The 25,781-nt window shown below is 62.2% G+C and carries 33 protein-coding genes and 1 tRNA gene; 12 read left to right on the top strand and 22 right to left on the bottom strand.

What is annotated here, in order from left to right:
- Window positions 1-47 precede the first annotated feature (47 nt).
- Window positions 48-464 (bottom strand): DUF2000 domain-containing protein, encoded by a 417-nt coding sequence (locus LCM4573_RS11195; protein ID WP_071006595.1) that lies wholly within the window; start codon window positions 462-464, stop codon window positions 48-50.
- A 149-nt stretch (window positions 465-613) separates the two neighbouring features.
- Here LCM4573_RS11195 and LCM4573_RS11190 point away from each other — a divergent pair, with 149 nt between their 5' ends.
- Window positions 614-1,099: an Lrp/AsnC family transcriptional regulator gene (locus LCM4573_RS11190; protein ID WP_071006369.1), complete on the top strand. Its 486-nt coding sequence runs from the start codon at window positions 614-616 to the stop codon at window positions 1,097-1,099.
- 7 nt (window positions 1,100-1,106) lie between these two features.
- Here LCM4573_RS11190 and LCM4573_RS11185 read toward each other — a convergent pair whose 3' ends face one another.
- Window positions 1,107-1,382, bottom strand: a complete 276-nt coding sequence (locus tag LCM4573_RS11185) for a hypothetical protein (protein WP_071006368.1) — start codon at window positions 1,380-1,382, stop codon at window positions 1,107-1,109.
- A 115-nt stretch (window positions 1,383-1,497) separates the two neighbouring features.
- Here LCM4573_RS11185 and crcB point away from each other — a divergent pair, with 115 nt between their 5' ends.
- The 5 genes from crcB (at window position 1,498) to LCM4573_RS11160 (ending at window position 4,903) form a co-directional block, all read left to right on the top strand.
- A complete protein-coding gene (crcB, locus tag LCM4573_RS11180; RefSeq protein WP_071006594.1) occupies window positions 1,498-1,875 on the top strand; it encodes a fluoride efflux transporter CrcB in 378 nt (125 codons plus the stop codon).
- 37 nt (window positions 1,876-1,912) lie between these two features.
- Entirely contained in the window at window positions 1,913-2,902 is a 990-nt protein-coding gene (locus LCM4573_RS11175; RefSeq protein WP_071006367.1) for an RluA family pseudouridine synthase, read from the top strand.
- A complete protein-coding gene (locus LCM4573_RS11170; protein ID WP_071006366.1) occupies window positions 2,902-3,573 on the top strand; it encodes an HAD-IA family hydrolase in 672 nt (223 codons plus the stop codon). The genes LCM4573_RS11175 and LCM4573_RS11170 overlap by 1 nt, the downstream gene beginning before the upstream one ends.
- Window positions 3,566-4,357, top strand: a complete 792-nt coding sequence (locus LCM4573_RS11165; RefSeq protein WP_071006365.1) for an ATP12 family chaperone protein — start codon at window positions 3,566-3,568, stop codon at window positions 4,355-4,357. The genes LCM4573_RS11170 and LCM4573_RS11165 overlap by 8 nt, the downstream gene beginning before the upstream one ends.
- A gap of 138 nt (window positions 4,358-4,495) precedes the next feature.
- The gene (locus tag LCM4573_RS11160; RefSeq protein ID WP_131818955.1) at window positions 4,496-4,903 is read left to right on the top strand and encodes a hypothetical protein; all 408 of its coding nucleotides are present in this window, start codon (window positions 4,496-4,498) and stop codon (window positions 4,901-4,903) included.
- A 7-nt stretch (window positions 4,904-4,910) separates the two neighbouring features.
- Here the strand turns inward: LCM4573_RS11160 and fghA are convergent, their stop codons facing one another.
- The 7 genes from fghA to lipB all read right to left on the bottom strand — a co-directional run bounded on the left by fghA (window position 4,911) and on the right by lipB (window position 10,272).
- The gene (gene fghA / locus LCM4573_RS11155; RefSeq protein WP_071006363.1) at window positions 4,911-5,744 is read right to left on the bottom strand and encodes an S-formylglutathione hydrolase; all 834 of its coding nucleotides are present in this window, start codon (window positions 5,742-5,744) and stop codon (window positions 4,911-4,913) included.
- Window positions 5,745-5,762: 18 nt separating this feature from the next.
- Entirely contained in the window at window positions 5,763-6,422 is a 660-nt protein-coding gene (locus tag LCM4573_RS11150) for a DUF1345 domain-containing protein (RefSeq protein ID WP_071006362.1), read from the bottom strand.
- A 12-nt stretch (window positions 6,423-6,434) separates the two neighbouring features.
- Window positions 6,435-6,881: a YaiI/YqxD family protein gene (locus LCM4573_RS11145; RefSeq protein ID WP_071006361.1), complete on the bottom strand. Its 447-nt coding sequence runs from the start codon at window positions 6,879-6,881 to the stop codon at window positions 6,435-6,437.
- 116 nt (window positions 6,882-6,997) lie between these two features.
- Complete coding sequence (locus tag LCM4573_RS11140; protein WP_071006360.1) at window positions 6,998-7,186, bottom strand: YegP family protein; 189 nt, start codon at window positions 7,184-7,186, stop codon at window positions 6,998-7,000.
- 144 nt (window positions 7,187-7,330) lie between these two features.
- Entirely contained in the window at window positions 7,331-8,458 is a 1,128-nt protein-coding gene (locus LCM4573_RS11135) for an S-(hydroxymethyl)glutathione dehydrogenase/class III alcohol dehydrogenase (RefSeq protein WP_071006593.1), read from the bottom strand.
- Window positions 8,459-8,569: 111 nt separating this feature from the next.
- On the bottom strand, window positions 8,570-9,493 hold the full coding sequence (locus tag LCM4573_RS11130; protein WP_071006359.1) for a DMT family transporter: 924 nt from the start codon (window positions 9,491-9,493) through the stop codon (window positions 8,570-8,572).
- 50 nt (window positions 9,494-9,543) lie between these two features.
- Entirely contained in the window at window positions 9,544-10,272 is a 729-nt protein-coding gene (gene lipB, locus LCM4573_RS11125) for a lipoyl(octanoyl) transferase LipB (protein ID WP_071006358.1), read from the bottom strand.
- Window positions 10,273-10,449: 177 nt separating this feature from the next.
- Between lipB and LCM4573_RS11120 the strand changes: the two genes are divergently transcribed.
- A tRNA-Leu gene (locus LCM4573_RS11120) sits at window positions 10,450-10,534 on the top strand.
- 121 nt (window positions 10,535-10,655) lie between these two features.
- On the opposite strand, the gene LCM4573_RS11115 is transcribed toward LCM4573_RS11120, so the two are convergent.
- The 3 genes from LCM4573_RS11115 to LCM4573_RS11105 all read right to left on the bottom strand — a co-directional run bounded on the left by LCM4573_RS11115 (window position 10,656) and on the right by LCM4573_RS11105 (window position 13,591).
- Entirely contained in the window at window positions 10,656-11,939 is a 1,284-nt protein-coding gene (locus tag LCM4573_RS11115) for a TRAP transporter large permease (protein ID WP_071006357.1), read from the bottom strand.
- 55 nt (window positions 11,940-11,994) lie between these two features.
- Window positions 11,995-12,504: a TRAP transporter small permease gene (locus LCM4573_RS11110; RefSeq protein WP_071006356.1), complete on the bottom strand. Its 510-nt coding sequence runs from the start codon at window positions 12,502-12,504 to the stop codon at window positions 11,995-11,997.
- Window positions 12,505-12,598: 94 nt separating this feature from the next.
- Window positions 12,599-13,591, bottom strand: a complete 993-nt coding sequence (locus LCM4573_RS11105; protein WP_071006355.1) for a TRAP transporter substrate-binding protein — start codon at window positions 13,589-13,591, stop codon at window positions 12,599-12,601.
- Window positions 13,592-13,771: 180 nt separating this feature from the next.
- On the opposite strand from LCM4573_RS11105, the gene LCM4573_RS11100 reads away from it, so the two are divergent.
- Window positions 13,772-14,194 carry an OsmC family protein gene (locus LCM4573_RS11100; protein WP_071006354.1) on the top strand — a complete coding sequence of 141 codons (423 nt, stop codon included), beginning with the start codon at window positions 13,772-13,774 and terminating at the stop codon, window positions 14,192-14,194.
- On the opposite strand, the gene LCM4573_RS11095 is transcribed toward LCM4573_RS11100, so the two are convergent.
- From LCM4573_RS11095 to LCM4573_RS11085, 3 genes are all read right to left on the bottom strand, one after another.
- Window positions 14,191-14,688: a BON domain-containing protein gene (locus LCM4573_RS11095; protein WP_071006353.1), complete on the bottom strand. Its 498-nt coding sequence runs from the start codon at window positions 14,686-14,688 to the stop codon at window positions 14,191-14,193. The two genes, LCM4573_RS11100 and LCM4573_RS11095, sit on opposite strands and share 4 nt — an antisense overlap.
- A gap of 84 nt (window positions 14,689-14,772) precedes the next feature.
- Window positions 14,773-15,036, bottom strand: coding sequence for a BON domain-containing protein (locus LCM4573_RS11090; RefSeq protein ID WP_071006352.1), 264 nt, complete (start codon window positions 15,034-15,036; stop codon window positions 14,773-14,775).
- Between the two features lie 53 nt (window positions 15,037-15,089).
- Window positions 15,090-15,581 carry a peptide deformylase gene (locus LCM4573_RS11085; protein WP_071006351.1) on the bottom strand — a complete coding sequence of 164 codons (492 nt, stop codon included), beginning with the start codon at window positions 15,579-15,581 and terminating at the stop codon, window positions 15,090-15,092.
- Window positions 15,582-15,800: 219 nt separating this feature from the next.
- On the opposite strand from LCM4573_RS11085, the gene mgtE reads away from it, so the two are divergent.
- The gene (gene mgtE, locus LCM4573_RS11080) at window positions 15,801-17,219 is read left to right on the top strand and encodes a magnesium transporter (RefSeq protein WP_071006350.1); all 1,419 of its coding nucleotides are present in this window, start codon (window positions 15,801-15,803) and stop codon (window positions 17,217-17,219) included.
- A 73-nt stretch (window positions 17,220-17,292) separates the two neighbouring features.
- Window positions 17,293-17,679, top strand: a complete 387-nt coding sequence (locus LCM4573_RS11075) for a MerR family DNA-binding transcriptional regulator (RefSeq protein WP_071006349.1) — start codon at window positions 17,293-17,295, stop codon at window positions 17,677-17,679.
- A 21-nt stretch (window positions 17,680-17,700) separates the two neighbouring features.
- Here LCM4573_RS11075 and LCM4573_RS11070 read toward each other — a convergent pair whose 3' ends face one another.
- Both LCM4573_RS11070 and LCM4573_RS11065 read right to left on the bottom strand, forming a co-directional pair.
- Window positions 17,701-18,687, bottom strand: coding sequence for a heparan-alpha-glucosaminide N-acetyltransferase (locus LCM4573_RS11070; protein WP_071006348.1), 987 nt, complete (start codon window positions 18,685-18,687; stop codon window positions 17,701-17,703).
- 22 nt (window positions 18,688-18,709) lie between these two features.
- Complete coding sequence (locus tag LCM4573_RS11065; protein ID WP_071006347.1) at window positions 18,710-19,411, bottom strand: DUF599 domain-containing protein; 702 nt, start codon at window positions 19,409-19,411, stop codon at window positions 18,710-18,712.
- Window positions 19,412-19,978: 567 nt separating this feature from the next.
- Between LCM4573_RS11065 and LCM4573_RS11060 the strand changes: the two genes are divergently transcribed.
- Window positions 19,979-21,379 (top strand): L-serine ammonia-lyase, encoded by a 1,401-nt coding sequence (locus tag LCM4573_RS11060; RefSeq protein ID WP_071006346.1) that lies wholly within the window; start codon window positions 19,979-19,981, stop codon window positions 21,377-21,379.
- A gap of 67 nt (window positions 21,380-21,446) precedes the next feature.
- On the top strand, window positions 21,447-21,884 hold the full coding sequence (locus tag LCM4573_RS11055) for a DUF1489 family protein (RefSeq protein ID WP_071006345.1): 438 nt from the start codon (window positions 21,447-21,449) through the stop codon (window positions 21,882-21,884).
- 31 nt (window positions 21,885-21,915) lie between these two features.
- Here the strand turns inward: LCM4573_RS11055 and LCM4573_RS11050 are convergent, their stop codons facing one another.
- From LCM4573_RS11050 to LCM4573_RS11030, 5 genes are all read right to left on the bottom strand, one after another.
- Window positions 21,916-22,188 carry a hypothetical protein gene (locus LCM4573_RS11050; RefSeq protein WP_071006344.1) on the bottom strand — a complete coding sequence of 91 codons (273 nt, stop codon included), beginning with the start codon at window positions 22,186-22,188 and terminating at the stop codon, window positions 21,916-21,918.
- A gap of 89 nt (window positions 22,189-22,277) precedes the next feature.
- A complete protein-coding gene (locus tag LCM4573_RS11045) occupies window positions 22,278-23,696 on the bottom strand; it encodes a D-alanyl-D-alanine carboxypeptidase (RefSeq protein WP_083347398.1) in 1,419 nt (472 codons plus the stop codon).
- Window positions 23,697-23,844: 148 nt separating this feature from the next.
- Window positions 23,845-24,603 carry a hypothetical protein gene (locus tag LCM4573_RS11040; RefSeq protein ID WP_071006343.1) on the bottom strand — a complete coding sequence of 253 codons (759 nt, stop codon included), beginning with the start codon at window positions 24,601-24,603 and terminating at the stop codon, window positions 23,845-23,847.
- Between the two features lie 118 nt (window positions 24,604-24,721).
- Entirely contained in the window at window positions 24,722-24,937 is a 216-nt protein-coding gene (locus LCM4573_RS11035; protein WP_071006342.1) for a hypothetical protein, read from the bottom strand.
- Window positions 24,938-25,108: 171 nt separating this feature from the next.
- Window positions 25,109-25,720, bottom strand: coding sequence for a transglutaminase-like cysteine peptidase (locus LCM4573_RS11030; RefSeq protein ID WP_071006341.1), 612 nt, complete (start codon window positions 25,718-25,720; stop codon window positions 25,109-25,111).
- Window positions 25,721-25,781: the final 61 nt, after the last annotated feature.

The raw sequence follows: 25,781 nt of genomic DNA, 5'->3' as shown, positions 1-25,781 counted from the left end.
CGCGTCGATCGCGGCCCTTTTTCATATTGAGCCCAAGAGCTTGTTGTTTAACGCAAGAGCTTGAGGCTGCCGGTCAGCGACTTCACCCATTTCGCCGGTCCGGCGATGCCGAGACCGTCTATGGTTTCCGCCGTCAGGTTCCGATCCGGGAACGTAGCCTCGTATTCCCGGTAATCGTGGAGCGAGCGGGCGAAGGCCGGAAAGGCGACGACCGAACGCCGCTCGGGATAGTCGATCGCCTTCAGCATGATCGAGCGGATCGCATCCGCATCGGCCTGGAGGATGGGAACGGGGTGGTTCGAGCTGATATCGATGGCGCGGCCATCGCGATCCGTCAGTTGCCGGGCGGCAAGAAGCGGCAGCTTCGCCCCGAGGCCGATGGAGACGGCGCCGACCGTATTTGCGAGAAAGCCGAGGGAAAGGGCAGGGTTCACGATAATCGCGAGGCGGATGTCGTCGTTCATGGCAATGTTCATGGGGATCTGGATAGCTTCCGTGAGGGTTGGCCCCTGAAACTACAGCCGATCTTCGGGACGATCCTGCCTTTTCGTTTTCTCTGCGCCTCAAGTTTGGTAGTTTCTACCAGAAATCACGGCTTGAAAGGTGAACGATTGTGGGAAATGAGCTTGAGCCGGTAGATCTGCGAATCCTGGAGGCCCTGCAGGAGGATGGCCGCCTGACCAACCAGGCGCTTTCGGAAAGGGTGGGGCTTTCGACCTCTCCGAGCTGGAGACGGGTGCGCCAGCTCGAGGAAAACGGCGTGATTCAGGGATATCGCGCCGTGCTCGACCGGCGGGCGCTGGGGCTCGGTGTGCTGGCCTTCATCCGCGTGAAGATCGACAGCCACAGCGCCGAAGAGGCCGAAGCCTTCGCGGCGGAGGTCATCGGTCTCGAGGAGGTGGTGGCCTGCTACAGTATCGCGGGGGACGCGGATTTCCTGCTGCAGGTGGTGGCGCCCGACCTCGACCATTATGCGGATTTCGCGATGTCGACGCTCCGGCGGCTGCCGCGCATCAAGGAAATGCAGACGACCTTCGTTCTCAAGGAGATCAAGCGGTTCGACGGGTTGCCACTTCGCTTTGCCGGCGAGCGGGGATAGCGAAGGCTCAGAAATCCAGCTCGCGATAGGCGGCTTCGGCCTGGCGCAACGTCGTCTGCTGCTGCGGCTGGCGGCCCGAACTCAGGACGTCGATGGAGACCGCGGCCGGAGGAACGAGGCCGGGGGCCGCGGGATCGCTGACGTTTTCGGCCCGGCGCACGTTGCGATCGGCATCGGCCTTCGTATCGGCGACCTGATCCTTGATCGATACGCGACGGACATGCCGCAGCGTTTCCGCCGCATAGGCAGCCGTATTGGCCGAAACACTCACCACCAGCGTCATAGCAATCCTTCCTCCATTCGGGAGAAGGTAAGCCGCCGCGGTTTGTTCACCGTTTAACCGGAAAGCCGGCATTTTATCGATTTCACCTTTTTTCTTTTTGGCTTACATGGGTTCCATGAACCACATTCTGCTCGTTGCCCTCGGCGGGGCCATAGGTTCCGTCTGCCGCTATCTCGTCGGCCTCTGGACGCTCCGCCACCTGGGAGCTGCGTTTCCGTGGGGAACGCTCGCCGTCAACGTGATAGGCTCCTTCATGATCGGCCTGCTGGCGGAAATCATCGTCCGCAGGTTCAATGCCTCGCCGGAAATGCGGCTTCTGCTGATCACCGGGTTCCTCGGTGGGTTCACGACCTTTTCCGCCTTTTCGCTGGATATCGTGGCGCTCTTCGAGCGCGGCGCGATGCTGATCGGCGCGGTCTATATCGGTGCGAGCATCGCCGTTTCGCTGGGCGCCGTCTTCGGCGGACTGGCGCTCGGGCGGGTAATGTTCTAAGGACCGCACAAACCTTCTAGATAACGAAAGAGCTTTGATGTCAGGCATCGAGCATATCCGCGTCGGGGCGGACGAGGGAGGCATGCGCCTGGACCGCTGGTTCAAGGTGCATTATCCCGGCCTCGGTTTCGGGGCATTGCAGAAATTGCTGCGGTCCGGCCAGGTGCGCGTCGATGGCGGCCGCGTGAAGAGCGACACCCGCGTGCAGCCCGGACAGACGGTGCGCATTCCGCCGATGGACGTGGATGCCAAGAAGGCCGGGCCGATCGCAGGCAAGGACCTCAAGCATGCGGGCGACTACGAGCTGTTGCAGCGCATGGTGCTGCACGAGGACGACAAGGTGATCGTTCTCAACAAGCCGGCCGGGCTTGCCGTTCAGGGCGGCTCGGGCGTGACGCGCCATATCGATCAGATGCTTGACGCGTGGATAAGCCCGAAGGGCGAGAAGCCGCGCCTCGTCCACCGGCTCGACCGCGATACATCCGGCGTGCTGGTGATCGCCCGCACGCGCGGGGCGGCGCAGAAGCTGACGGCCGCCTTCCGGGAACGCGACACAAAGAAGACCTACTGGTCGCTGGTGAAGGGCGTGCCGCGTAAGCACGAGGACAAGATTTCCACCTGGCTGGTGAAGGAGCAGACGCCGGATGGCGACCGCATGCGCATCGCCAAGCATGGTGAAGAGGGCGCCGATCATGCGGTGTCCTACTATCGCGTGCTGGAGACGGCGGCGCAGACGCTCGCCTGGCTGGAAATGGAGCCCTATACGGGGCGCACCCATCAGCTTCGCGTCCATGCGTTGCATATCGGCCATCCGATCATAGGCGATCCGAAATATTTCGACGACGACCACAACTGGGCCTTTCCGGGGGGCATCCAGAAGCGGCTGCATCTTCATGCCCGCCATATCGACATTCCGCATCCGAGCGGAGGGCGGCTGAGGGTCACGGCGCCGCTGCCGCCGCATATGGTGCAGAGCTGGAACCTTTTGGGGTTCGACATGGAAAATGGATTGAGAGACGACGACTGATGAAATTGGTGCTTTTCGATTGCGACGGCACGCTGGTCGACAGCGCCGGTTTGATCCACGAAACCATGCGTCGCACCTTCGTCCAGTTCGGCAAACCCGAACCGACATTCGAGGCGACCAAGTCGATCATCGGGCTCACCCTCGATATCGCGATCGCCCGCATGGACGGCAAGGAGCATGTCGACGACGAGGCGATCGAGATGATGGCCTATTACAAGTCGCTGTTCACTGTCGTGCGGCAGGATCTCGATTTTCGTGAGCCGCTGTTTCCCGGCATCCGCGAGGTCATCGATGCGATCGGGCCGCGCGAGGATCTGCTGATCGGCGCGGTCACCGGCAAGTCGCGGCGCGGGCTGAAGCTTGTCATGGAAACGCACGGGTTCGACAAGTATTTCGTCGTGGGCCGCACGGCGGACGACTGCCCCTCCAAGCCGCACCCCGCCATGGTGACGGAATGCTGCGATGAGACGGGCATGAAACCTGCCGACACTCTTGTCATCGGTGACGCGATTTACGATATGCAGATGGCAAAGGCTGCGGGTGCAACCGCGATCGGTGTCTCCTGGGGCTATGCCTCGGTCGAGGAATTGAGACAAGCCGGTGCCGACGCGATCGTCCACCATCCGAGCGAGCTGTTGAGCCATATCGGCCGGGAACATTCTCATGCGTGACATCTTCCCCGATCCATCCGAAGTGCTGAGCCATGCCGACCCGACACGGCGGGCGCAGATCCAGATGCAGAAGCCGCTGCCGAAGCGCTTCTACAAGGACGTGACGGTGGCGGAGAGCGAGGAGGGCCATGCCGTCCAGCTCGACGGCCGCGCGGTCAAGACCCCGGCGAAGAAGCCGCTTGCCGTGCCGACTGCCGCGCTTGCCGAGCTGCTGCGCGAGGAATGGGCGGCTCAGACGGATGTGATCGACCCCGCCACCATGCCGGTGACCCGGCTCGTCAACACGGCGATCGATGGCGTGGCCGCAGACACGCAGGCCGTTTTCGAGGATATTCTGCGCTTCTCCGCAAGCGATATGCTCTGCTACCGGGCAGAAGGGCCGGAAAACCTGGTCGCCCGGCAGAACGAACAGTGGGACCCCATCATCGACTGGGCGGCGAACGAGCGCGGCGCACGCTTCATCCTGATAGAGGGCATCATGCCGCAGGAGCAGCCGAAGGAGGCGATCGCCGCCCTAGCGGTGACGCTCGGGAAGTACGGCACGCCGATCGCGCTTGCCTGCCTGCACACCATCACGACGCTCACGGGGTCCGCCCTGCTTGCACTTGCCTTTGCCGAAGGCCGCATCACGGCCGAAGAGGCCTGGACGCTCGCACATCTCGACGAGGACTGGACCAACGAGCATTGGGGCATCGATGCGGAGGCGGAACATCGCCGCGCCAAGCGGCATGAGGAGATGCTGGCGGCGGTGAAGGTCTTCGCGGCGCTGAGGGCTGCCGCTTAATTCTTCTCTAACCCCGATCTGGGAACATTCGGAAAAGCCGTTCTTGCGGATTTTCCGATGTGCCGTTGTATTTCGCGTTCCTTTCTTATCCTGTCTTGCGTCCTGCCGCTGATGTCGTTCCGGATGGAACAGGCGAACATGCCGGCGGACAACCTGCTTTATGATGTACGTGGCGCCGTCGTGACGGCGCGGGCGGATGTCGCACACAAATTGGTGGCGGAGACCGACCGGCTGGTCGAAGAAGCAATCAGCGCTACCGTGAGGCAGGTATCCTTGCCGCGTACAATCCTGGCAGTCCGGATCGACCATACCGCCTATATGCCGCTCATTATCGGCGGCCGGCATGAGGCGAAGGTGATCGTCGAGGCGATCTCGGTTGGCAATGGCGAACCGATTGCCGAAGGCAGCTTCAAGGCTTCCGCCTTCGCGCTCGACCGGACGGATGGCGACACGCTTCTGGCGGAAAGGATCGCGCGGCGCATCGCGGCGGAATTCCGGCTGAAGGAGCGGGGAGGAACGACGCTCGCGACGGCTCTGTTTCCTTAAATCCCTGTCAGCCCAACCGCTCCGCGTGCCAGCGGAGATGGTCGTCCATGAAAGTCGAGATGAAATAGTAGGAGTGGTCGTAGCGCTCGTGCATTCTGAGCGTCAGGCGGATATCGGTGCCCTTGACGGCATCCTCGAACAGCCAGGGACGCAGACCGGTTTCGAGAAATCCGTCGGCCTTGCCCTGGTCGATCAGGAATTCCGGGAAGCGGGCGCCGTCCTCGACCAGCGCGCAGGCATCGTATTGCCGCCATGCGGCACGGTCCGAACCTAGATATTTTTCGAAGGCGGGCGCCGACCAGTCGGCGGTCGAGGGCTGCACGATCGGCGCGAAGGCGGAGCAGCTTTTAAAGCGCTCAGGATTTTTCAGCGCGATGGTCATGGCGCCGTGACCGCCCATGGAGTGACCAAAGATGCCCTGACGCCCCATGTCGATGCGGAAGTGCTGACGGACGAGGGCCGGAAGCTCCTCGGTGACATAGGTGTACATCCGGTAGTTTTCCGCCCAGGGCTTTTCCGTGGCGTCGAGATAGAAGCCCGCGCCCTTGCCCATCTGCCAGTTGGTGAGTTCATCCGGCACGTCGTTGCCGCGCGGGCTCGTATCCGGACAGACGATGACGAGGCCGAGTTCGGCAGCCAACCGGCGGTACTCGCCCTTTTCCATGACATTGGCGTGGGTGCAGGTGAGGCCGGAGAGATACCAGAGAACCGGGCAGGGCTCCTTGATCGCCTTGGGCGGGACGAAGACGGCAAAGGTCATCTCGCAATTGCAGGCTTCGGAATCATGCGCGAACACGCCCTGCATTCCGCCGAAGGCGGTGGTTTGCGAAATTATCTTCATCGGAAATTCCCTTGCATATCAGCCCGCCAGCGCGACGACGGCATTGACCGAGGCGGCGACGAGCACGGTGTTGAAGAAGAAGGATACGACCGCATGCACCATGTTGACACGGCGCATCGCGGTGGTCGTGATCACCACATCGGAAGTCTGGGCGGTCATTCCGATGACGAAGGCGAAATAGAGAAACTCCCAGCCGCTGGGGTCGGCGGTTTTGGGAAAGGTCAGCCCTCCGCGCTTGCCCGTGCCGTCGGCGGCCGGTTCCGGACGCCAGTAGAGATGGGCGTAGTGCATTGCGAACATGATGTGGATCGTGAGCCAGCCGAGCGCCACCGAAACGAAGGCGATGACGATTTCGAAAGGGCCGGCGGGGAGCTGGCGATTGAGGACGCTGAAAAGCGAAATGATGGCGGTGACGACCGTCAGAAGGGTGACGGCGAGGATGACGGGGGCGGGTTCGTCATCGCGCTCGGCGCGCCGCTTGAGAAGGGATGGGGTGAGCCGGGGAATGCGCTCCGCCATCAGCCCGAGATAGATCAGGAAGAAGACGACCACGGTCAGGCCGGGAGCGAGCCTCGGCAGGTAGAAAAGCAGGAAGGGCAGGCAGATGAGCGCGGTGACGGTGCCGGCGTAGAAAGGACCGTGCCGCTGATGCCTCAATCTTTGCCACAGCGCGTTCATCGTCCGGGCTCCTCAGGTGCCGGACTTGGCGCGGCGGCAAAGCCTGTCCAGGGTTTCGAGGAACTTGGATCGGTCGCGGGCCGTGAAGGCGGCATTGTAGCCCTTGCTTTCGCCGGTCTCGCGCAGATGCGCGCCGAGATCCCGCATGGCGGAAGCCATGCCGATATTCGTGTCGTCGAAAACACGGCCGCTGGGACCCGTTACGAGCGCGCTCTTGGCGACGCAGCGGACCGCCAGAGGCACATCCGCCGTGACGACGATATCGCCGGTGCCCGCACGTTCGGCAATCCAGTCATCGGCGGCGTCGAAGCCGGCGGAAACGATGACGTTGTGCACCATCGGATCGCGGGATGGCCGAAGGCCCGAATTGGCGACGAACGTCACTTCAAGGCCATGACGTTCGGCCACTTTCAGGATTTCCGGTTTGACCGGACAGGCATCAGCATCGACATAGATCATTCCACTGTCCCTCAGGCACGCATCACATCAATGCCGCGTATGACACATGCCGGGCATGTTCAAGTCGATCGCGGCTCGAGAGAGTATGTCGCAAGCATGAAGGGAGGGGAAATCACTCAGGCGAGGGCCACCGTCTGATCGTCGGTCGTCGCGCCGGGGGCGTTCTTCTGGATGGATTCGATGGCGGAGACGGCGGAAGACTTGGCCGAATAGCCTTCGGAGGAGAACATGATCTGGCCGTTCGGAGCCTTGAAGCGGAAACGGAACTCGCCGGCCTTATCCTTGTAGATTTCGAACTTGTACATCTGGGATGCCCCCGTTTGTTGGAACAATGGGATGATAGATGCGCTTGCCGGAATTGCAAGCGCGGCGCGAAATCCCGCGAGAGAGCGGGGTTTCGCACGATCCGGAGCGCCGATGGGCCGCTCCGGACGGCGAATCACAGGGCCTCAATAAACCACGACGCTTCGGATGCTTTCGCCGCCGTGCATCAGCTCGAAGCCCTTGTTGATGTCCTCGAGGGCCAAGGTGTGGGTGATCATCGGATCGATCTCGATCTTGCCCTCCATGTACCAGTCGACGATCTTCGGCACGTCGGTACGGCCGCGCGCGCCGCCGAAGGCCGTACCCATCCAGGTGCGGCCGGTGACGAGCTGGAACGGACGGGTGGAGATTTCCTGGCCGGCGCCGGCAACGCCGATGACGACCGACTTGCCCCAGCCGCGATGCGAGCTTTCGAGCGCCTGGCGCATGACCTTGGTGTTGCCGGTGCAGTCGAACGTGTAGTCGGCCCCGCCGATCTGGTCGGCGCCGCGCTTCGTCATGTTGACAAGATAGGGCACGATGTCGTCGCCGACCTCCTTCGGGTTGACGAAGTGGGTCATGCCGAAGCGCTCGCCCCAGGCCTTCTTGTCGTTGTTGAGATCGACGCCGATGATCATGTCGGCGCCGGCGAGGCGAAGGCCCTGGATGACGTTCAAACCGATGCCACCCAGCCCGAAGACGATGGCGGTCGCGCCGATTTCCACCTTGGCGGTGTTGATGACCGCGCCGATGCCGGTGGTCACGCCGCAGCCGATATAGCAGACCTTGTCGAAGGGCGCGTCCGGATTGATCTTGGCAACCGCGATCTCCGGCAGGACCGTGTAGTTCGCGAAGGTGGAGCAGCCCATGTAATGGTGGATCTTGTCCTTGCCGATCGAGAAGCGCGAGGTGCCGTCCGGCATGAGGCCCTGGCCCTGGGTGGAGCGGATCGCGGTGCAGAGGTTGGTCTTGCGGGAGAGACAGGAGGGGCATTCCCGGCATTCCGGCGTATAGAGCGGAATGACGTGGTCGCCTTTCTTCACCGAAGTGACGCCCGGGCCGACATCGACGACGATGCCCGCGCCCTCATGGCCGAGGATCGCGGGAAAGAGGCCTTCCGGATCGGCACCCGAGAGCGTGAAATCGTCGGTATGGCAGAGGCCGGTCGCCTTCACCTCGATCAGCACCTCGCCGGCCTTCGGGCCTTCGAGCTGCACGGTCATGACTTCAAGCGGTTTTCCTGCCTGAACGGCGACGGCGGCGCGGACGTCCATGATTTTCTCCTTCATGCATTTTCGAATCCGGGCGGACTTTGACACGCGCGGGCGGCGCGCCTCAAGCCGGAACCGACGATCTGGCGTCGCAAAGCGACAGGCGCCTCCTCATCAGGCGATTGCCGGTTCTTTCGTTTTCAGACGCTCCCGCCAGATGATGAAGAGGCCGGAGGCGACGATGATGGCGATGCCGATCCATTTCGAGAGCGTCGGAAAGTCGCCGAACAGTGCATAGCCGAGCACGGTTGCGGAGATAATTTCGAAATACTGGAAGGGCGCCAGCAGCGAGAGAGGCGCCAGGCGAAAGGCGCGCACGACCAGCAGATGCATGTAGCCGGATATCGAGCCGAGCAGGACAAGCAGGAAGAGGCCGAGCGCCGAGGCGGGCAGGGACGGTTCGAATTCCGCTCCGCCGAGACCGTGGCCCAGTCCGAGCCCCGCCGCCATGAACAGCGTTCCGCCGATGCCGGCCATGACCTGCATGGTGAGCGGCGAATCGGCCTCGCCGATGGCGCGGTTGAGGAAGAGATAGAGCGTATAGAGGAAGGCGCAGGCGACCGGCAGCAGCGCGGTCCAGCCGAAGATCGCATAGCTCGGCTGGATGACGATCATTGCTCCGCCGAAGCCGACAATGATGGCGAGCCAGCGGCGCCAGCCCACCTTGTCGCCAAGGAAGAGCGCCGACATCATGGTGAGCATGAAGGGCTCGACAAAATAGATCGCGAAGACATCCGCGAGCGGCATGTATTTGACCGCCGCGAAGAACATCAGGCTCGCGGATGCGTGAAGCGCGCCGCGCAGCAGGTTCATCCAGGGACGCCGCGCGCGGAAGATCGATCCGCCGGCGAAGAACACCAGCGGCAGCATGCAGACGAACTGGAAGAAGAAACGGTAGAAGGTGACCTGGCCCGGCGACATGCCCTCGAAGGTCGCCATGTATTTGGCGATCGCATCCATGAGCGGCAGGACGACCATGCAGGTGGCCATGATGGCCATGCCCTTCAGGGGATTTTCAGGCGTCGGGGCAGGGTGCATGTGGGCGCTTTCCGAAGAATGCGCCTTTCAATCACAGCCGCCGACCGTCTTCAAGCGGAAGCGTTCTCGATGACGCTCTCGCCGAAAACTTCCTCGAATGCCTCGCGCAGCCGCATATCGACATCCGCCATCATCACCGGCAGGCCGAGATCGACCAGGCTCGTCACCCCATAGGCGCTGATTCCACACGGAACGATCCCCGAGAAATGGGAAAGGTCCGGGTCTACATTGAGCGACAAACCGTGGAAGCTCACCCATCGGCGAAGCCGGATGCCGAGCGCCGCGATCTTGTCCTCCGCCATGGAGCCGTCGGGCAGGGCGGGCTTTTCCGGCCGGCGCACCCAGACGCCGACGCGATCCTCCCGCCGCTCACCGCGGACATTCATCATGTCGAGGGTGCGAATCACGAGCTCTTCCAGCGCGGCTACATAGGCGCGGACATCCTGGCGGCGGCGTTTCAGGTCCAGCATCACATAGGCGACGCGCTGGCCGGGGCCGTGATAGGTGTATTCGCCGCCGCGCCCGGTGGAAAATACCGGGAAACGGTCGGGCTCTATGAGATCGGAGGCGTCCGCGCTGGTGCCGGCGGTATAGAGCGGCGGGTGTTCTAGAAGCCAGACGAGTTCGTCAGCCTTGCCGTCGGCGATGGCGGCCACTTCCCGTTCCATTTCGGCGACCGCCTGCTCATAAGGAACGAGTCCTTCCGAAATGCGCCAGCGCACCGGCGGGGAACCGGAGACGGGGTGCATGGAAATCTGAAGATCGGTGCGGGTCAGCATGGAATTCTTCTGGCAAAAACGAAGGATGGCGGCAAGAGGCCGGGCGAAAGCCCTGTTCCATATAGGTATTCCACAGCCCGATTTTTATCCTTCAAAAATGTGTCACGGCAGGCTTGTGCACCCGGAATCCTTTTGCTACATGCTCGCTCGCCGGCGCAAATCGGCACCTACCACGATGCGGTCGTGGCGGAATTGGTAGACGCGCAGCGTTGAGGTCGCTGTGGGGCAACCCGTGGAAGTTCGAGTCTTCTCGACCGCACCATAATACAAGAACCCGCTTCGGCGGGTTTTTTGTTGCCCGCTTTTCAAACCGTACCGAAACGTAAAAAAGCGACCGGCAGCTTCCTGCCGATCGCCTTGAAGATTGCGTGTTTCTTTGGGGGTCAGAAGCCCGTCGCGTGAGGCAGCCAGGTGGAGAGCGCCGGGATGAAGGTTATCGCCAGCAGGATGACCAGGTAAGCCAGCAGGAACGGCGCCATCTCGCGCGTGATCTCGCTGACCCTGATCTTCACCACGGATGACACCACGAAGAGGAGCGCCCCGACCGGCGGGGTGATGAGGCCGATCGTCAGGTTGAGGATGACGATCATCGCGAACTGGATCGGATCGATGCCGAGCTGGAAGGAGATCGGCGCCAGGATGGGCACGAGAATCATTACGCCCGGCAGCGGATCCATGAACATGCCGAAGATCAGAAGCAGCAGGTTGACCGCCAGGAGGAAGGCGATCGGGCTCAGATTCCAGCCGATGATGACATCTGCCAGGAACTGCGGCACGCCCTCTATGATGAGCACCCAGGCAAAGGCGCGGGCGGAGGCGAGGATCAGCAGGATGCCGACCGTGACCATGGCTGAGCGGAAGATGATCTCCGGCAGGTCCCTCACCTTCAGCGAGCGATAGATGAATATGCCGCAGAAGAGGGCATAGAACACCGCGATGACCGAGGCTTCCGTGGGCGTGAACCAGCCCATGCGGATGCCGCCGACGACGATGACGATGAGCGCCATGGCGGGGACGGCATAGAGTGTGTTCAGGACCATTTCTCGCGCGGACGGGCGGATATCCATGGAGCGGTAGTCGCGTTTGCGGGAGATGTAGAAATTCACCGCGCACATGGCGACCGAGATGAGGAGGCCCGGCACGACGCCGGCGATGAAGAGCGAGCCGACCGATACGCGGCTGTCCTGCAGGGCGTAGATGATCATGGTGATGGAGGGCGGGATGATCGGGTCCACGACCGCGACGGCGGCGGCGAGCGCCGAGGCATAGCGCTTCTCGTAGCCGCTTTTCTCCATCATGCGGATGGTCATGGCGCCGGGGCCGGCGGCTGCGGCGAGCGCTGAGCCGGAAATGCCGGCAAACAGGGTGGTCGAGATGATGCTGGCATAGCCCAAGCCGCCGCGGGCGCGGCCGACGAATTGGGCGGCAAGGCGCAGGAGGTGGTGCGTCAGCGCGCCGCCGGTCATCAGTTCGGCGGCAAGGATGAAGAAGGGCACGGCGAGCAGCGGAAAGCTGTCGACGCCGGTGAACATCTCCTTGATCACCACGATCTGCGGGTAATTGCTGCCGAGGATGACGGCGAGCCAGGTGGAGATCGCCAGCGTGAAGGCAACCGGAACGCCGAGCGCCAGGAGAAGGAAGAAGGAGACGAAGAGAATGATGATCATGGATGGAAACTTCGAAAGGCGGCATCAAACGCCGCGCTGCAGTTTGCCGTGAAGCCTATGCGGCGACGGGCGGCGCGTCGCTTTCACCCTGCAAGCCGCTCATGCCGCCTGCCAGATAGGTTCTGAGCACGAAGAGGAAATGGACGATCAGCAGCCCGAACCCGATCGGCATGGCGAGATAGATGTAGCCGAAGGGAATGCGTGTGGAGGGCGTCGTCTGGAACATGGTGCGTTCCACATAGGTCTTGCCGACCCAGATCATCATCACGAAGAAGGCGAGCATGATGGCCGCCACGACGAGGCGGAGGAGGCGGGCCTTCCGGTCGCCGAGGGCCGCCTGCAGATTGTCGATCGCGACGAGCCCGCCATGCCTGAGCGTGATGCCGGCGCCGATGAAGGTGAGCCAGATCATCAGGTGGCGCGATACCTCATCGGACCAGGTGATGGAATGATTGGTGAGATAACGCAGGATGACGTTGAGGAAGACGAGGACCGCCATGGTGCTCAGGATGGCGATGAGCGCCCAGCGATTTGCCTCGACGAAAATGCGTTCGATCTTCTGCATGTGAAATTCCCCCGAGCGCGGCAGTCTGGCGGCAGCGCCGAAACGGAAGCACCCCGCAACGCTGCGGGGTGCCCCTGATCCGCTCCAAATCGGATTACTTGGTCGCGACGATCGAGTCGACCAGATCCTTGCCGTAGGTTTCGTAATAACCGTCATAAGCGGCCTGGATGGCCTTCTGGAACTCGGCCTTCTGGGCGTCGCTGAGCTCGTTCACCTGCATGCCGTTCTTCTTCGCGGTCTCGATGCCGTTCTTCTCCGACTGATCGACAAACGCGCGCATGGCTTCCTTGCCCTTGGTGGCGCCGTCGGCGAAGAGCTTCTTGTCTTCGTCCGAAAGGCTATCCCAGAAAGTCGGGGAAACGATCAGCATGGCCGGCGAATAGACGTGGCCGGAAACCGTGAGGTACTTCTGGACCTCCCAGAGCTTGGCCGAAACGATGACCGAGAGCGGGTTTTCCTGGCCGTCGATGGCGCCCTGCTGCAGGGCAGGGATGACTTCCGGCCAGGACATCGGCGTCGGTGCGGCGCCCGCCGTCTCGAAGGCGGCGATATGGACAGGATTTTCCATGGTCCGGATCTTGAGGCCCGCGAGATCTTCCGGCTTTTCGATCGGCTGGCGGTTGTTGGTGATGTGGCGGAAGCCCTGCTCGCCCCAGGCAAGCGCGATCAGCTGCCGGTCCTGGAACTTGGCGAGGATGTCCTGGCCGACCGGGCCGTCGAGCACGGCGCGGGCATGGGCGAGGTCGCGGAACAGGAAGGGAATGTCGGTGACGCCGATTTCCGGAACGAAGTTCGAAAGCGCGCCGGAGGAAACGACGACCGCCTGGACACCGGTGCCGAGCTGCAGGCCCTCGATGACTTCACGCTCGCCGCCCTGGGCGGAGGAGGGGAAATGGGTGAACTTGAACCGACCGCCGCTGGTTTCCGTCACGTATTTGTCCCATGCGTCGGCGGCTGCGCCATAATGGGAATCACGGGCAAGAGCATAGGCGATCTTGACCTCGGTGGATTGGGCGAATGCGCCGCCCGTCCAGGCGGTGGTGGCGACGATGCCTGCGATGGCCAGGCGACCGAAGAACGAATTCATACTATATGTACCTCCCTGAAGCGCAGACCTTGATCGGAATGCTTATGGAATTTCGGGTGCCCCTCCATCCGCGAAAATTCAAATCCGGTCAAGTTCCGGCAAGCTTATGACAAGAAGCTGCAGCTTTTTATTGGATTATGTCGCAGACAAGCCCCGCTTCGGGCGGATCATGAGGAAGAAATGAGCGAGATCAGGATCAAGCCGCGGCCGGTTGGAGTCACGGCGACGCTGGGGCGCACGGGCCGCCCGCAGGTGAGGACGGAGACCGGCGGCTCACTGGAACTCGTCAGCGGCGCGAGCGATCCGGGGTTCAATCCGCTCGATCTTCTCTATTCCTCGCTTGCGGGATGCCTCGTGCTGAGTGCGCGCATCGCCGCGAGCCGGCTCGGCATCCTCAACCGCTTCGACGAGGCGCGGGCGCATGTGACGGGAGAAAAGGCGGGCGAGGAGCCTTCGCGCGTGGTGCGCTTCACCGCCCGTATGGAGATCAAGGGGGAGTTCACCGAACTGGAAAAGCAGGAGATTGCCCATATGGCGGAGGATATCTGCACCGTCAGCAACACGTTGCGCGGCTCGCCGGAGATCGCGTTGCAGGTCGGCTAATCTTCATCGGGAATGTGGCTGTCGATGCCGGCAAGCCGCATATTGTTGACGACGCGGCGGACACCGGCAATGCCCTGGATGTGCCGCCCGATCCTGCGGGAGGTTTCGGCCTCGTCGACCACGCCTTCGAGAATTACGACGCCCTTCTCCACATGCACGTCGATGGAATCCATGTCGATGATGCCGAGATTGTCGATCGCATCGCTGACACGCTCCTCGAGGTCATCAGAGTCTTCCAGGCCCTCGGTGCCGGGAAATATGCTATCGGCCTGACGTTCCTCCAGCCCATCGAAATCAGCCTCGTCCACGCGATAGCCGCGATTGCGCTCCCTGTCGAAATTGGCGGAAGGTTGGCCATAGGGGGCATTGTCGACCGGGCGCTTGCCGGCGCCGGCTGCATCGTCATAGGGCCATCCCTCGTCGATGTTCCGGTCATCGTAGTCGCGGAAATCTTCCTCGCGGGAGATGTCGTCGGCGTTCTTCTTGGTCGGCATGGACGCCTCCTGTCATTTCAAACTCGGTCGAGCTTGGATGGAGTCGGGGCCGGCGCACCCGCTCGTGCGCCGGCTTCATCGAGATCAATGGCTTGTCGCGGATGGATCGCCATCCTTTCTGCCTGTCAATTTCAGATGGCTTTCGACGTCATGCACTCCATCCACGGCTTCCGCGCTCAGCACCGCCTTGCGGGCTGAAAACACGGTATCAACAGAACCTTCGAGTATGATCTTGGTTCCCTCGGCATGCGGGTGGATGGCGGATGCGTCGACGTCCGGCAAGCTCRCCAGCCGTGCGGCGACATCCTGTTCGATCTGGGCCTCGGTCTTGTCGTTGTTCGCAGTCATGATCGCAGCTCCTCCTGGTCGAGACAGGAGAACGAACAACGGCGCTTTTGGTTCTATCGGCTCTTTTCCCATTTGCGGACGAGCCGGTCACGCTTGAGCCGGGAAAGCCGTTTCAGCCAGAACACACCGTCGAGCTGATCGATTTCGTGCTGCATGCAGATGGCATGAAAGCCTTCGCAGTTTTCCTCATGCCGTACTCCATCCAGATCCTGGTAGCGGAGGCGGATTTTTCGCGGACGCTCGACCTCGTCGGTCGCTCCGGGCATGGAGACGCTGCCTTCGACATGCCGCATGGTTTCGGTCGAGATTTCAAGAATTTCCGGATTGATGTAGAAGAGCGGGCCCTGTTCGCGCGAAAGCTCGAGGACCACGAGCCGGACGTGTTCGCCGACATGGGCGGCGGTGATGCCGACGCCTGGAGCCGCCCGCATGGTCTCCAGAAGATCGAAGGCGAACGTGCGCAACTGTTCGTCGAAGCTCCGTACCGGCTCGCAACGGACCGAGAGGCCGGGATCGGGATATCTGAGGATGTTCAAAAGGGCCATGGAAGCTTCCGTGGAAGGGTGGTTGGGCACTCAGATAAAGCCGAAATTTCCATTGCTCAACCTTCTCCGGGAAGCGGGGGTGGACCGGCGAAGGCAATTGGTCTAGCAGGGAAGTGCTCGGGACCGGCAGAGCTCCCTGGCAAAGCGCTATCCGGTTGTTGACAATGGGCTTTCCGCCGCCATCCTCCTGGCGTCGGGCAAAGCAGGCGAGGGCGGCAGATGAGCAATATCGGCGAAGACGACCGCGTCCGCGTCCATGCCGGGGAGGCCGGCGAGGACATCTATGCCGAGGACGGCTCGATCCGCAGCGATTTCCTCGCCATGGTGGGCGCGGCGATTGCCGATCGCGACGTGCTTTTCCTGCGTCAGCATGTGGCCCGCCTGCACGAATCGGAACTCGGCGACCTTCTCGAGGCGATCCAGCCGGACCAGCGCCTCGCACTCGTCAGGCTGCTCGGTGACGATTTCGACCTTACCGCGCTCACCGAGGTGGACGAGGCGATCCGCCTCGAAATCGTCGAGCAGATGCCGAACGCGCAGATCGCGGCGGCGATCGGCGATCTCGATTCGGACGATGCCGTCTACATCCTGGAAGACCTCGACCACGAGGACCGGGAGGAAATTCTCGCCCAACTGCCCTTCACCGAGCGGGTGCGGCTTCGCCGGGCGCTCGATTATCCCGAGCAATCCGCCGGCCGGCGCATGCGCTCGGAATTCGTCGCCGTGCCGCCGTTCTGGACGGTCGGCCAGACGATCGACTACACGCGCGAGGACGCGGATCTGCCTGAAAGCTTCACGGAAATCTTTGTGATCGATCCGACCTTCAAGCTGCTCGGAGTGGTCGATCTCGACCGGATTCTCCGCACCAAGCGGCAGGTGCGCATCGAAAGCATCATGCGCGAGACCAACCATCCGATCCCGGCGGAAATGGACCAGGAAGAAGCCGCGCAGGTTTTCGAGCAATACGATCTTCTCTCCGCCGCGGTGGTGGACGACAACGGCCGCCTGGTCGGCGTGCTCACTATCGACGACGTGGTGGACGTGATCCAGGAAGAAGCCGAAGAGGACATCATGCGCCTCGGCGGCGTCGGCGACGAAGAGCTTTCGGACACGGTCACCGAAATCTCGCGCTCGCGCGTGCCGTGGCTGCTCATCAACCTGGTGACCGCCTTCATCTCCGCGTCGGTCATTTCGCTTTTCGAAGCGACGATCGAGGAAGTGGTGGCGTTGGCTATCCTGATGCCGATCGTCGCCGGCATGGGCGGCAATGCCGGCTCTCAGACGATGACGGTGACGGTGCGGGCGCTTGCCACCCGCAATCTCGACATCCACAATGCATGGCGCGTGGCGCGCCGCGAGGCGGGCGTGGGGCTGATCAACGGAGTGGTGATCGGCTGCCTGGTCGGCCTGGTGGCCGGGTTCTGGTTCCAGGATGTGCATATCGGCGGGCTGATCGCGACGGCCATGCTCATCAACATGTTCGCCGCCGCCATGGCCGGCATCATGATCCCGTTGCTTCTCGAGCGCGCCGGCGCCGACCCCGCCGTCTCTTCGGCGGTCTTCGTGACGGCGATCACCGATACGACGGGCTTCTTCTCCTTCCTCGGCCTGGCGACCTGGTGGTTCCTGTCGAGTTAGCCCTGTCGGTAAGCCGCAAATTGACTGTTACGTAAAAGTCAATTAATTTGGCGGTTCAAGGCAGGGAACGATCGTGAACAAATACTATAGCATTACGGAGCTGACGCGGGAATTCGGGGTATCGACCCGCACGCTGCGCTTCTACGAGGACGAAGGGCTGATCCATCCGGAGCGCCGCGGCCGGACGCGGCTTTTCCGCGCCGCCGATCGCCGGTTGATTCAGGAGATCCTGCGTGGCCGCCGTATTGGCTTCACGATCGCCGAGATCCGCGAGATCATCCAAGTCTACAAGGAACCTCCGGGCGAGATGGGGCAGCTCAAGCTCCTGATGAAGCGCGTGGACGAAAAGCGCGACGAGCTTCGCCAGAAGCGCAAGGATATCGAGGATACCCTTGCCGAACTCGATCATGTCGAGGAGGCCTGCCTGACACGGCTTGCCGAGATCGGCGTCGGCACCTGACCTTCCGTTTATTCCCTGATCTTACCGGGCCTGGGTAGCGCATTCCTGGGCGATGGTCAGTACCCGCTCATCGGTGTTCGGATCGATCGCGCCCGTTTGGACAGGCTGCAGGAGCGATTGCTCGATCAGCCGGTCCGCCGTGCAGCCGCAGAAACGCTGGCAGAGACCGRCATCGTTCGTCTGATCGAGACATCCCGCCTCGCAGCTTCGCACGTAGCTCTGCCGTGGATCGGGGGGCGCCGCCGGGTGAACCATCGAAAAGAGATAGACGAGTGCGATCAGCACCGGCTGGTGCACCAGATAGATGATGAGGCTGTGGCGCCCGGCCTTCGAGAGCAGGTTCGATTGCGTCTGGAAGGCCGCAAGACGGGGGAGCCAGTTTCCCGAGCGGACAAAACGCGCCACCGCAATGCCGGCGAGCAGAGCCGCAACCCATGGAAAGAGCGGCACGTAATCGTTGGAGCGTGGCGGGGTTTCGGCAAATCCGAGCCAGCTCAGGTATCGCGGATCGAGAGCGGCTGATTTCATCAGGCCCGGCATGTAGTTGTCGGCGATCATGGCCGCGACGATCAGCACAACCGCCACGGCGGTAACGGCCGGAGGAAGCCTCAGGAAGGCGAGGCCGACGAGGCTGGACACCGCTATATTGTGCAGGATGCCGAAATATATCCACTCGTCCGGCACTGCGAAAAGCGTCGCGATGCTGATGGCGAGCGCCGCTCCTGCAACGATCGCGAAGCGCTTCCAGAAGGACTGCCAGCGGATTTTCGGATAATGTGCCAGCACGAGGCTGACGCCGGCCAGGAAGAGGAAGGAGCTGGCAATCGTCCGCGCATAGAGGCGCCAAAGCCCCTGCGTTGCCGTTCCGGGTTCCAGATAGCCGAAAAACTCCAGGTCCCATGTGAAATGGTAGGAGGCCATGGCGACCAGCGCCAGGCCGCGAAGCGTGTCGATCAACCGGATGCGGGGAAGGGTGCCGGACGTATTGTGGCTCTCAGCAAGGGTCAAGGGAAGCTCGTCCTCATCTGGTTCAGGCTTTCTCGTCGCGATCGAGAAGCGCCAGCCGGGCATCCGAAAAGAACTGGCGGCGGGTGAGCACGAAGATCACGAAGGCGGTCGTCGCCATGAATACATAGGGACCGGCGAACCAGCCGAGATAGCCGATCGACAGGAAGATCGTCCTCAGCCCCGAGTTGAAATGCCCGGCGGCGATGATGTTCATGCGGATCACCTGATCGGCGGCGCGTTCGGCGGCAATGCGGTCGGCATGGGTCTCATGCGTCATCGGCAATGCGCCGAACAAGATGGTGCAGTAGTTGAACAGCCGATAGGACCAGCCGAACTTGAAAAAGGCATAGCCGAACATGATCGCCAGGCCGCCCACCTTGAGCTCGAAGGCCGTGCGCCCGCCATAGGGAACGAAGGCAAGCTCGCGGAAGACCGCCTCCACCTGGTCGGTCGCTCCAAGCAAGGCGAAGCAGCCGCCGAGCGCGAAGATGGACGTCGAGGCGAAGAAGGCGGTGCCGTTCTGAAGACCCGCCAGGATCTGGGTGTCGATCATCTTCAGGTCGCGCTTCAGCGAATTGTAGATCCAGGCGCGGCGGCGTTCCGTCATGGCGCGATTGAGGCTCGCACGCGGAAGAAAGCGCGCGCCGCCACCGGCGGTAAACCAGGAATAGGCGCTCCAAAGGAGTGCGAAAAAGGCTAAAGCGGTGTAATCTGCAGTCGTCATGACGTGAGTCGCCCTCGGCTGTAGGACCAAGCTATGCGTCACTTCGCCGGGACCGGCAAGTCCTCAGTGCCGTTAACCACTGGGATGAAATTGCGGCGGTGGAAGACGATGGCCGGAGGAGGGAAATGCCCGGATTTTCGGGATTGTTATGCGTGGGGTGCGCATCTGATCTGTGTAAATGCCGTGTTTCCGCCGCTTTTCGCAGTTGCGAGATGAGGGGCGTTTTAATATACGGTTAGCCATTGCGGCCGTTCGACGGCCGCAGCGCTATTCGCAATACGACTGGAGTGATCATGGAAGACACCGCTCAGAAATCCTGCTGGGGCGTCACTTTGAAAGCGCTCGCGGGATTTGCCGGGGTTCTGGCGCTCGCTTACCTTTTCGGCACGATCTGATTTGTGATCCGATTTCCTGTTTTCATAAGAACGGCGTGGTATTCGTACCGCGCCGTTCTTATTTTATGGACATGAGTATGTCGCTCTGATGAAACCGGATGTCGGGCGATTGCCACGGTATCCGAGCCATGTGGCGTAGCCTTCGTCATCGCTATCCGGGAGCTGTTGCTTCATGTTTTTGTCCGTATTCGACGTCTTCAAGATCGGCATCGGCCCTTCGAGCTCCCATACGATGGGACCGATGTCTGCCGCGAACCGCTTTCTGGCGCTGATCCTCACGAACGACTGGCCGCGGCCGGCCGGCGCGCAGGTCGCTGCGATCAAGGCCAGCCTGCACGGTTCGCTTGCCTATACGGGCATAGGCCATGGAACGGGCAGGGCGGTGATCCTGGGCCTGATGGGGGAGGAGCCCCATAGTGTCGATCCGGACCGGATGGACGAGATCATCGATGAGGTGGAGCGGACCGGACGCGTGACGCCGCCCGGCCATCCCGCCTACGAGTTCCAGCCGAAGACGGACCTGATCTTCGACAAGAAGCAGCCGCTTCCGGGGCATGCCAACGGAATGAGCTTTTCGGCCTATGACCGGAACGGCCGGCTGCTGCTCAAGCGCATCTATTATTCCATCGGCGGCGGTTTCGTGGTGACCGACACCGAGCTCGAGGCGCTGCGAAGCTCGAAGAAGGCTTCGAGCGATGCGCGCGTGCCCTATCCTTTCTCGACCGCCAGACAGATGCTCGACATGGCCGCGCGCTCGGGCCTGACAATCGCCCAGATGAAGCGGGCGAACGAAGAGACCCGCATGAGTTCGGGCGAACTCGACGCCGGGCTCGACGGCATATGGGAAGCGATGAACGGCTGCATCGAGCGCGGACTCAAGGTCGACGGCATCATGCCCGGCGGTCTGAAGGTGAAGCGGCGGGCAAGGGCGATCCACGACAAGCTGAAGGAAGAGTGGCGCAGCAACCGGCTGAACCCGGTTCTCGCCAACGACTGGCTGAGCGTCTACGCCATGGCCGTCAACGAGGAGAATGCCAGCGGTGGACGGGTGGTGACCGCGCCGACCAACGGGGCTGCGGGCGTCATCCCGGCCACCGCCCGCTATTTCCTGCATTTCCATGAGGATGCGACGGCGGAGGATATCCGCAATTTCCTGCTAACGGCGGCGGCCGTCGGCGGGATCATCAAGCACAATGCCTCGATTTCGGGCGCCGAGGTCGGCTGCCAGGGCGAGGTGGGCTCGGCTGCCGCCATGGCCGCGGCGGGGCTTGCGGCCGTCATGGGCGGCTCTCCGGAGCAGATCGAGAACGCGGCGGAAATCGCACTCGAACATCACCTGGGCATGACCTGCGACCCGATCGCCGGGCTCGTGCAGGTGCCGTGCATCGAGCGGAACGCGCTCGGCGCCGTCAAGGCGGTAACGGCCGCGTCGCTCGCCATCAAGGGCGACGGCACGCATTTCGTGCCGCTCGACGCTTGTATCGAGACGATGCGCCAGACCGGCAACGATATGAGCGAGAAGTACAAGGAGACTTCGACCGGCGGGCTCGCCGTCAATGTCGTCGAATGTTGACGCTGGTGGTGTGGAGCATCTCGATGAGAGGCTTGACCTGAAAGCCGGATAGGTTTTGAACCGAGCCATGGCTCTTCATCTGATCAAACTCTGCGTCGGGGCGGACACGCTCCAGGATCTCCGGGACTGGGTGGCGGAAAAATCGATGCGCGCCATGGCGGCGGGGCTCGAGCCGCACAGCATCCATACCACGCGCATGGTGCCGAAACGGATGGAGGAGCTGCTCACCGGCGGTTCGCTCTACTGGGTCATCAAGGGACAGGTGCTGGCGCGCCAGAACCTTCTCGACATTCGCACCTTTACCGGCGGCGACGGCATCCAGCGCTGCGAACTGATCCTTGGGCCGGAAGTGATCGAGACGGCGCCGCAGCCCCGGAGACCGTTCCAGGGCTGGCGTTATCTGAAAGACGAGGAAGCGCCGCGCGATCTCGGAAAATTGGGGGAAGGCGTGGCCGCGCTTCCCGAAGAGCTTCGGCGCGAACTCGCCGAACTCGGACTTCTCTAAGGGAATTCCGCTCTTACCGGAATTAACCGGCTCAGCGGAGCTTTAGGCGAACCGGCGACCGGCCGGACCTGAACGAAACATGCAGATGAATCGTCGCATCCGGCTGTGACTGGCGCCAGGCGCGCGCGCCGTGGCCGAGAAGCAGGGCCACCAGATCGCGGGTCTTTTCGCGCGGCCGATTGAGGCCGAGCCCCGCGAGCCGCATCGCGGCCTCGTGGAGCGGATGAAGGGCAACGCCCCTCGCGCGGCTCTTCAACTGGATCAGATCGCCATCAAAGCTTGCACTGTTCTCATTCGTACCCATCAGGAAACCTCGTTACACCATACTTCTTCGAGATTTCAGCGCGCCGGCGGGCCGGCGCAGCCATTGTCGTGGCTGGGAGCCAATCGCAATCACTGCAGCGATGCCCAGCAGCTGACGCCCTTCTTCTTCAGGACGTTGCAGGTATTGACCGCCGCCTTCTGGTCATCGAATCCGCCGAAGCGGGCGCGATAGAGCTGAGAGCCGTTGCTGTTGACGGCGACCGTGAAGGGCTTGGCGGAGCGCAGTGCCTTTCCACCCTTGTCCTGTGCGGACTGCAGGAGGTTCCGAGCTGCCTTCTCGTTTTCGGAGACGCCGACCTGGATCACCCAGCCGGAGACATCGACCTGCGGAATGCGGCTTCCGGTGGAGGCGGTGATGACTTCATCGACGGAGGATTCGTCACCCTCGGCGGATGCCGCTTCCGGCATGTATTCCGGGGCGGGAGCCGGGGTCGGCACGGCGGCGGCGCCGGCCATCGCGACGTTGATGGCTTCGTTGATGACCCGTTTCTGGGCAGGCTCCGAAGCATAGGCTGTCGCGGCGGGCTGCTCGCTGTAGCGGGTCTGCGGGACCGGGCCACTGTTCGGCAGGTCGAGCGCAGCCATGCGGCGAGCAGGGGAAACGGGCTCAGGTGCTGCCTGGGCGATCAGAGCGCTGCTGCCGCCGCGGGAAGCCTTGGGCAGATAGCTGGCGACGAGCTTGCGCATCTGGGCATCGCGGGCGGCGCTGGAGCTGCCGCCGAGAACGACGGCAACGATCAGGCGGCCATCGAGCTTTACCGAGGTGGCGAGATTGCTACCGGCGGCGCGGGTATAGCCAGTCTTGATGCCATCGACGCCCTCGACATTGCCCAGGAGGCGATTGTGGTTGCCGATCGTCTGCTTGCCGAACTGGAAGCTGCGCGTGGAGAAATAGCCGTAATACTGCGGGAAGTGCTGGCGAAGCGCTATTCCAAGCCGGGCCTGATCGCGTGCCGTCGTCATTTGTGCCGTATTGGGCAGGCCGTGGGCGTTCCGATAGGTGGTGCGCGTCATGCCGAGCGCGCGGGCCTTATTGCTCATAAGCTGCGCGAAACGGGCTTCGGAGCCGCCGAGATATTCGCCGAGCGCGGTGGCGATGTCATTGGCGGAGCGGGTGACGAGCGCCTTGATGGCCTGCTCGACCGTGACCGAGCCTCCGGCACGAACGCCGAGCTTGGACGGTGGTTCGGCGGCGGCCTTGGCAGAGACGGGAACCTTCGAGTCTAGGCTGATGCGACCGGCTTCCAATGCCTCGAAGGTGAGATAGAGGGTCATCATCTTGGTGAGCGACGCCGGATAGCGCAGGCCATCGGGGTCTTCGCCGTAAAGCACCTTTCCGGTGTTGGCGTCCACGACTATGCCAGCATATTTCGGGGCTGCCTCCGCTGTGCCGGCAAATACCGACAATGCCAGAACCAGCGTAAGAAAATAGCCAATGAACCGGTCCGGAACTCTTGCGCCATCCTTTGGAAAGGAGGCGGTGAACATCTTATTCGACACTGCCGCACTCATCGTTTTGTATTGTTTGCATCGTCCGGACGCTCCCCAGTCGCGGCCGTTTGGGCCAATCTAGGAGAACAGCGTTACCAAGAGGTTTATGATGAATGGCAGGTTTCCGGATTATGCTGAGTTTTAGTTAATTTCGCCCATTCGTTCCGTCTGGCCCGTCAACCAGCCGCGCTTCGACAAAAGCGGTAATCGCGGCATCAATGTGGTCCCAGTCGTTCAAAATCGCGCTGGAGAAGCGATAAAGCACGGTAAGGTCGCTTCCGAGATGGATGTCGCGCTGGCAATCGCCGCTGGTAGGAGCCTGTCCTTCGGCGGGGAGCAGGCAGCGAACCACGTAGGCGGGCCTGCCGGATCGCGGCGCGGTGAAGATCACTTCCTTGCCATAGCCGCTATCGATGCGCAGGCGATACATTGTCAGCCCGTGGGCGGTCTTCTGCGGTTCTTCCCCCGTGAAAAGCTGCGAATAGATGGGAGCGAGCCGGCCGGACATGTCCGCGGACATCGTGCTCTGCGACAATTGCAGGAAAATCAGCGAGCCGGATCGCGTAAGGTCATCAAAACGCAAGCGTTTTTCGCCGCTGTAGCCTTCCAGTTCGGGCCAGGTGAGATAGAGATCGACGCGCTCGGCCGCGCCGCCATGCCGCTGCTCACGGAAGCGGATAGTGTTGGCGGAAAGGCGCAGATCGTCCTGGCCGATGCGGATCAGGAAGGTCTCGGTGCTGTCGGTATGCCCGGCGAGCGCCATGCGCTGCCCGTACCAGCGGCCGGCGAGACTGATGCCTGCCGTCAGGACCGCAAGCACGGCGACGAATGCAGTCAACCGATAAAGGAAGCGGTTGGAAATGAGCGGGGATTCGTCGTCGGCGGCCGAGCCGGAGCCTGTCATGGATGCCTCCAGTTCGAAGGGCTTCAACTGTGGCAGCTTTGCTTGGTTATGGTTAATGAGAAGTAAATGAACGGTGTCCGACCATGGGACGCCGGCGTGTCAATTCGGGAGGGATGTTTCAGGGGAAGTTGATGCTGGGCAGGTACAGCTCGACCTGCTCGCGCGTTCTCTGGTCGAGGGGCTCGATATGCTCGACCCAGAACCTCTCCGCCTCGGGCGGGTCTTCCTCCCATTTGCGGATCGTGATGATGTTGTCGTCGGCCTTCAATTTGCGGCGGCCGCCGAGCCGCAGATATTCCTCCGCCAGTTTCCGTGTCTCGGTCATCTCGCTCATGGCTCGCCTCCTGCCGCCGCGTCCCGTCATTCAAAACGCGGGCTGGGCCACAAAGTTTCAGGTCATCACTCCGCTCCTCCGATAAGCCGGGCCGTCAGGTTCCCGCCGCAGCATCTGCGTCTATTCGGCGCCGATGGAAACCGTATCGAGTGATCCTTTCAGCCTCGAGGATTACTGTCCGACGCTGCCAACGGCGGTTGCACGGCCGTCCTGGAGCTTGACCCAACGGGCAGGATCATTCGAGGCCTGGCGCTTCAGGTAGGTGTATTCGGTATCCGACCAAAGCATGACCTTGTTGCGCATGTTGTCGAGCACGTAGTCGCCGCGATCGGTGCGGACGGTGAGCACCGCATGACCTTCGCCGTTCGGCTGAAGCACGACAGTGATCAGCAGGTCGGACGGATCGAAACCCTTCTTGATGAGCATCTTGCGCTTGAGCAGTACGAAATCCTCGCAATCGCCGACGCTGCGGGGATAGGCCCAGCGTTCCTCGACCCCGTAGATTTCCTGGTCGGTCATCGGCTCGATGGAAGTGTTGACGGTATAGTTGATGTCGAGCAGCGCGCGCCATTTCTCTTCGGTCAGCCGCATCGGGCCGGCATCCTCGTAGCTGCCCTCGCACTCGCTCGTGTAGGTCTGGCAGAACTCGTAATGACCGATCGGCGGGCTGGCCTCGCCGATGACGCGCATCGTGCCGGCCGGGGCCGCGAAGGACGAAGACGCGCTTACGAAAGCGATGAGAGCGGCAACAAATCCGAGCTTCAGTGCCTTGCGATCGTTCATTTTCTTGTCTCCCCGTTCATGGGAAGGACAATCGCAGGCAGGGTTTGAGCGAGCGCAAAAT

It is taken from the genome of Rhizobium sp. LCM 4573 (assembly GCF_001854865.1).
In the GTDB taxonomy this organism is placed as follows: domain Bacteria; phylum Pseudomonadota; class Alphaproteobacteria; order Rhizobiales; family Rhizobiaceae; genus Neorhizobium.
The sequence above is the reverse complement of the archived record's forward strand: the minus strand, read 5'-3'. Positions and strand labels throughout refer to the sequence as shown.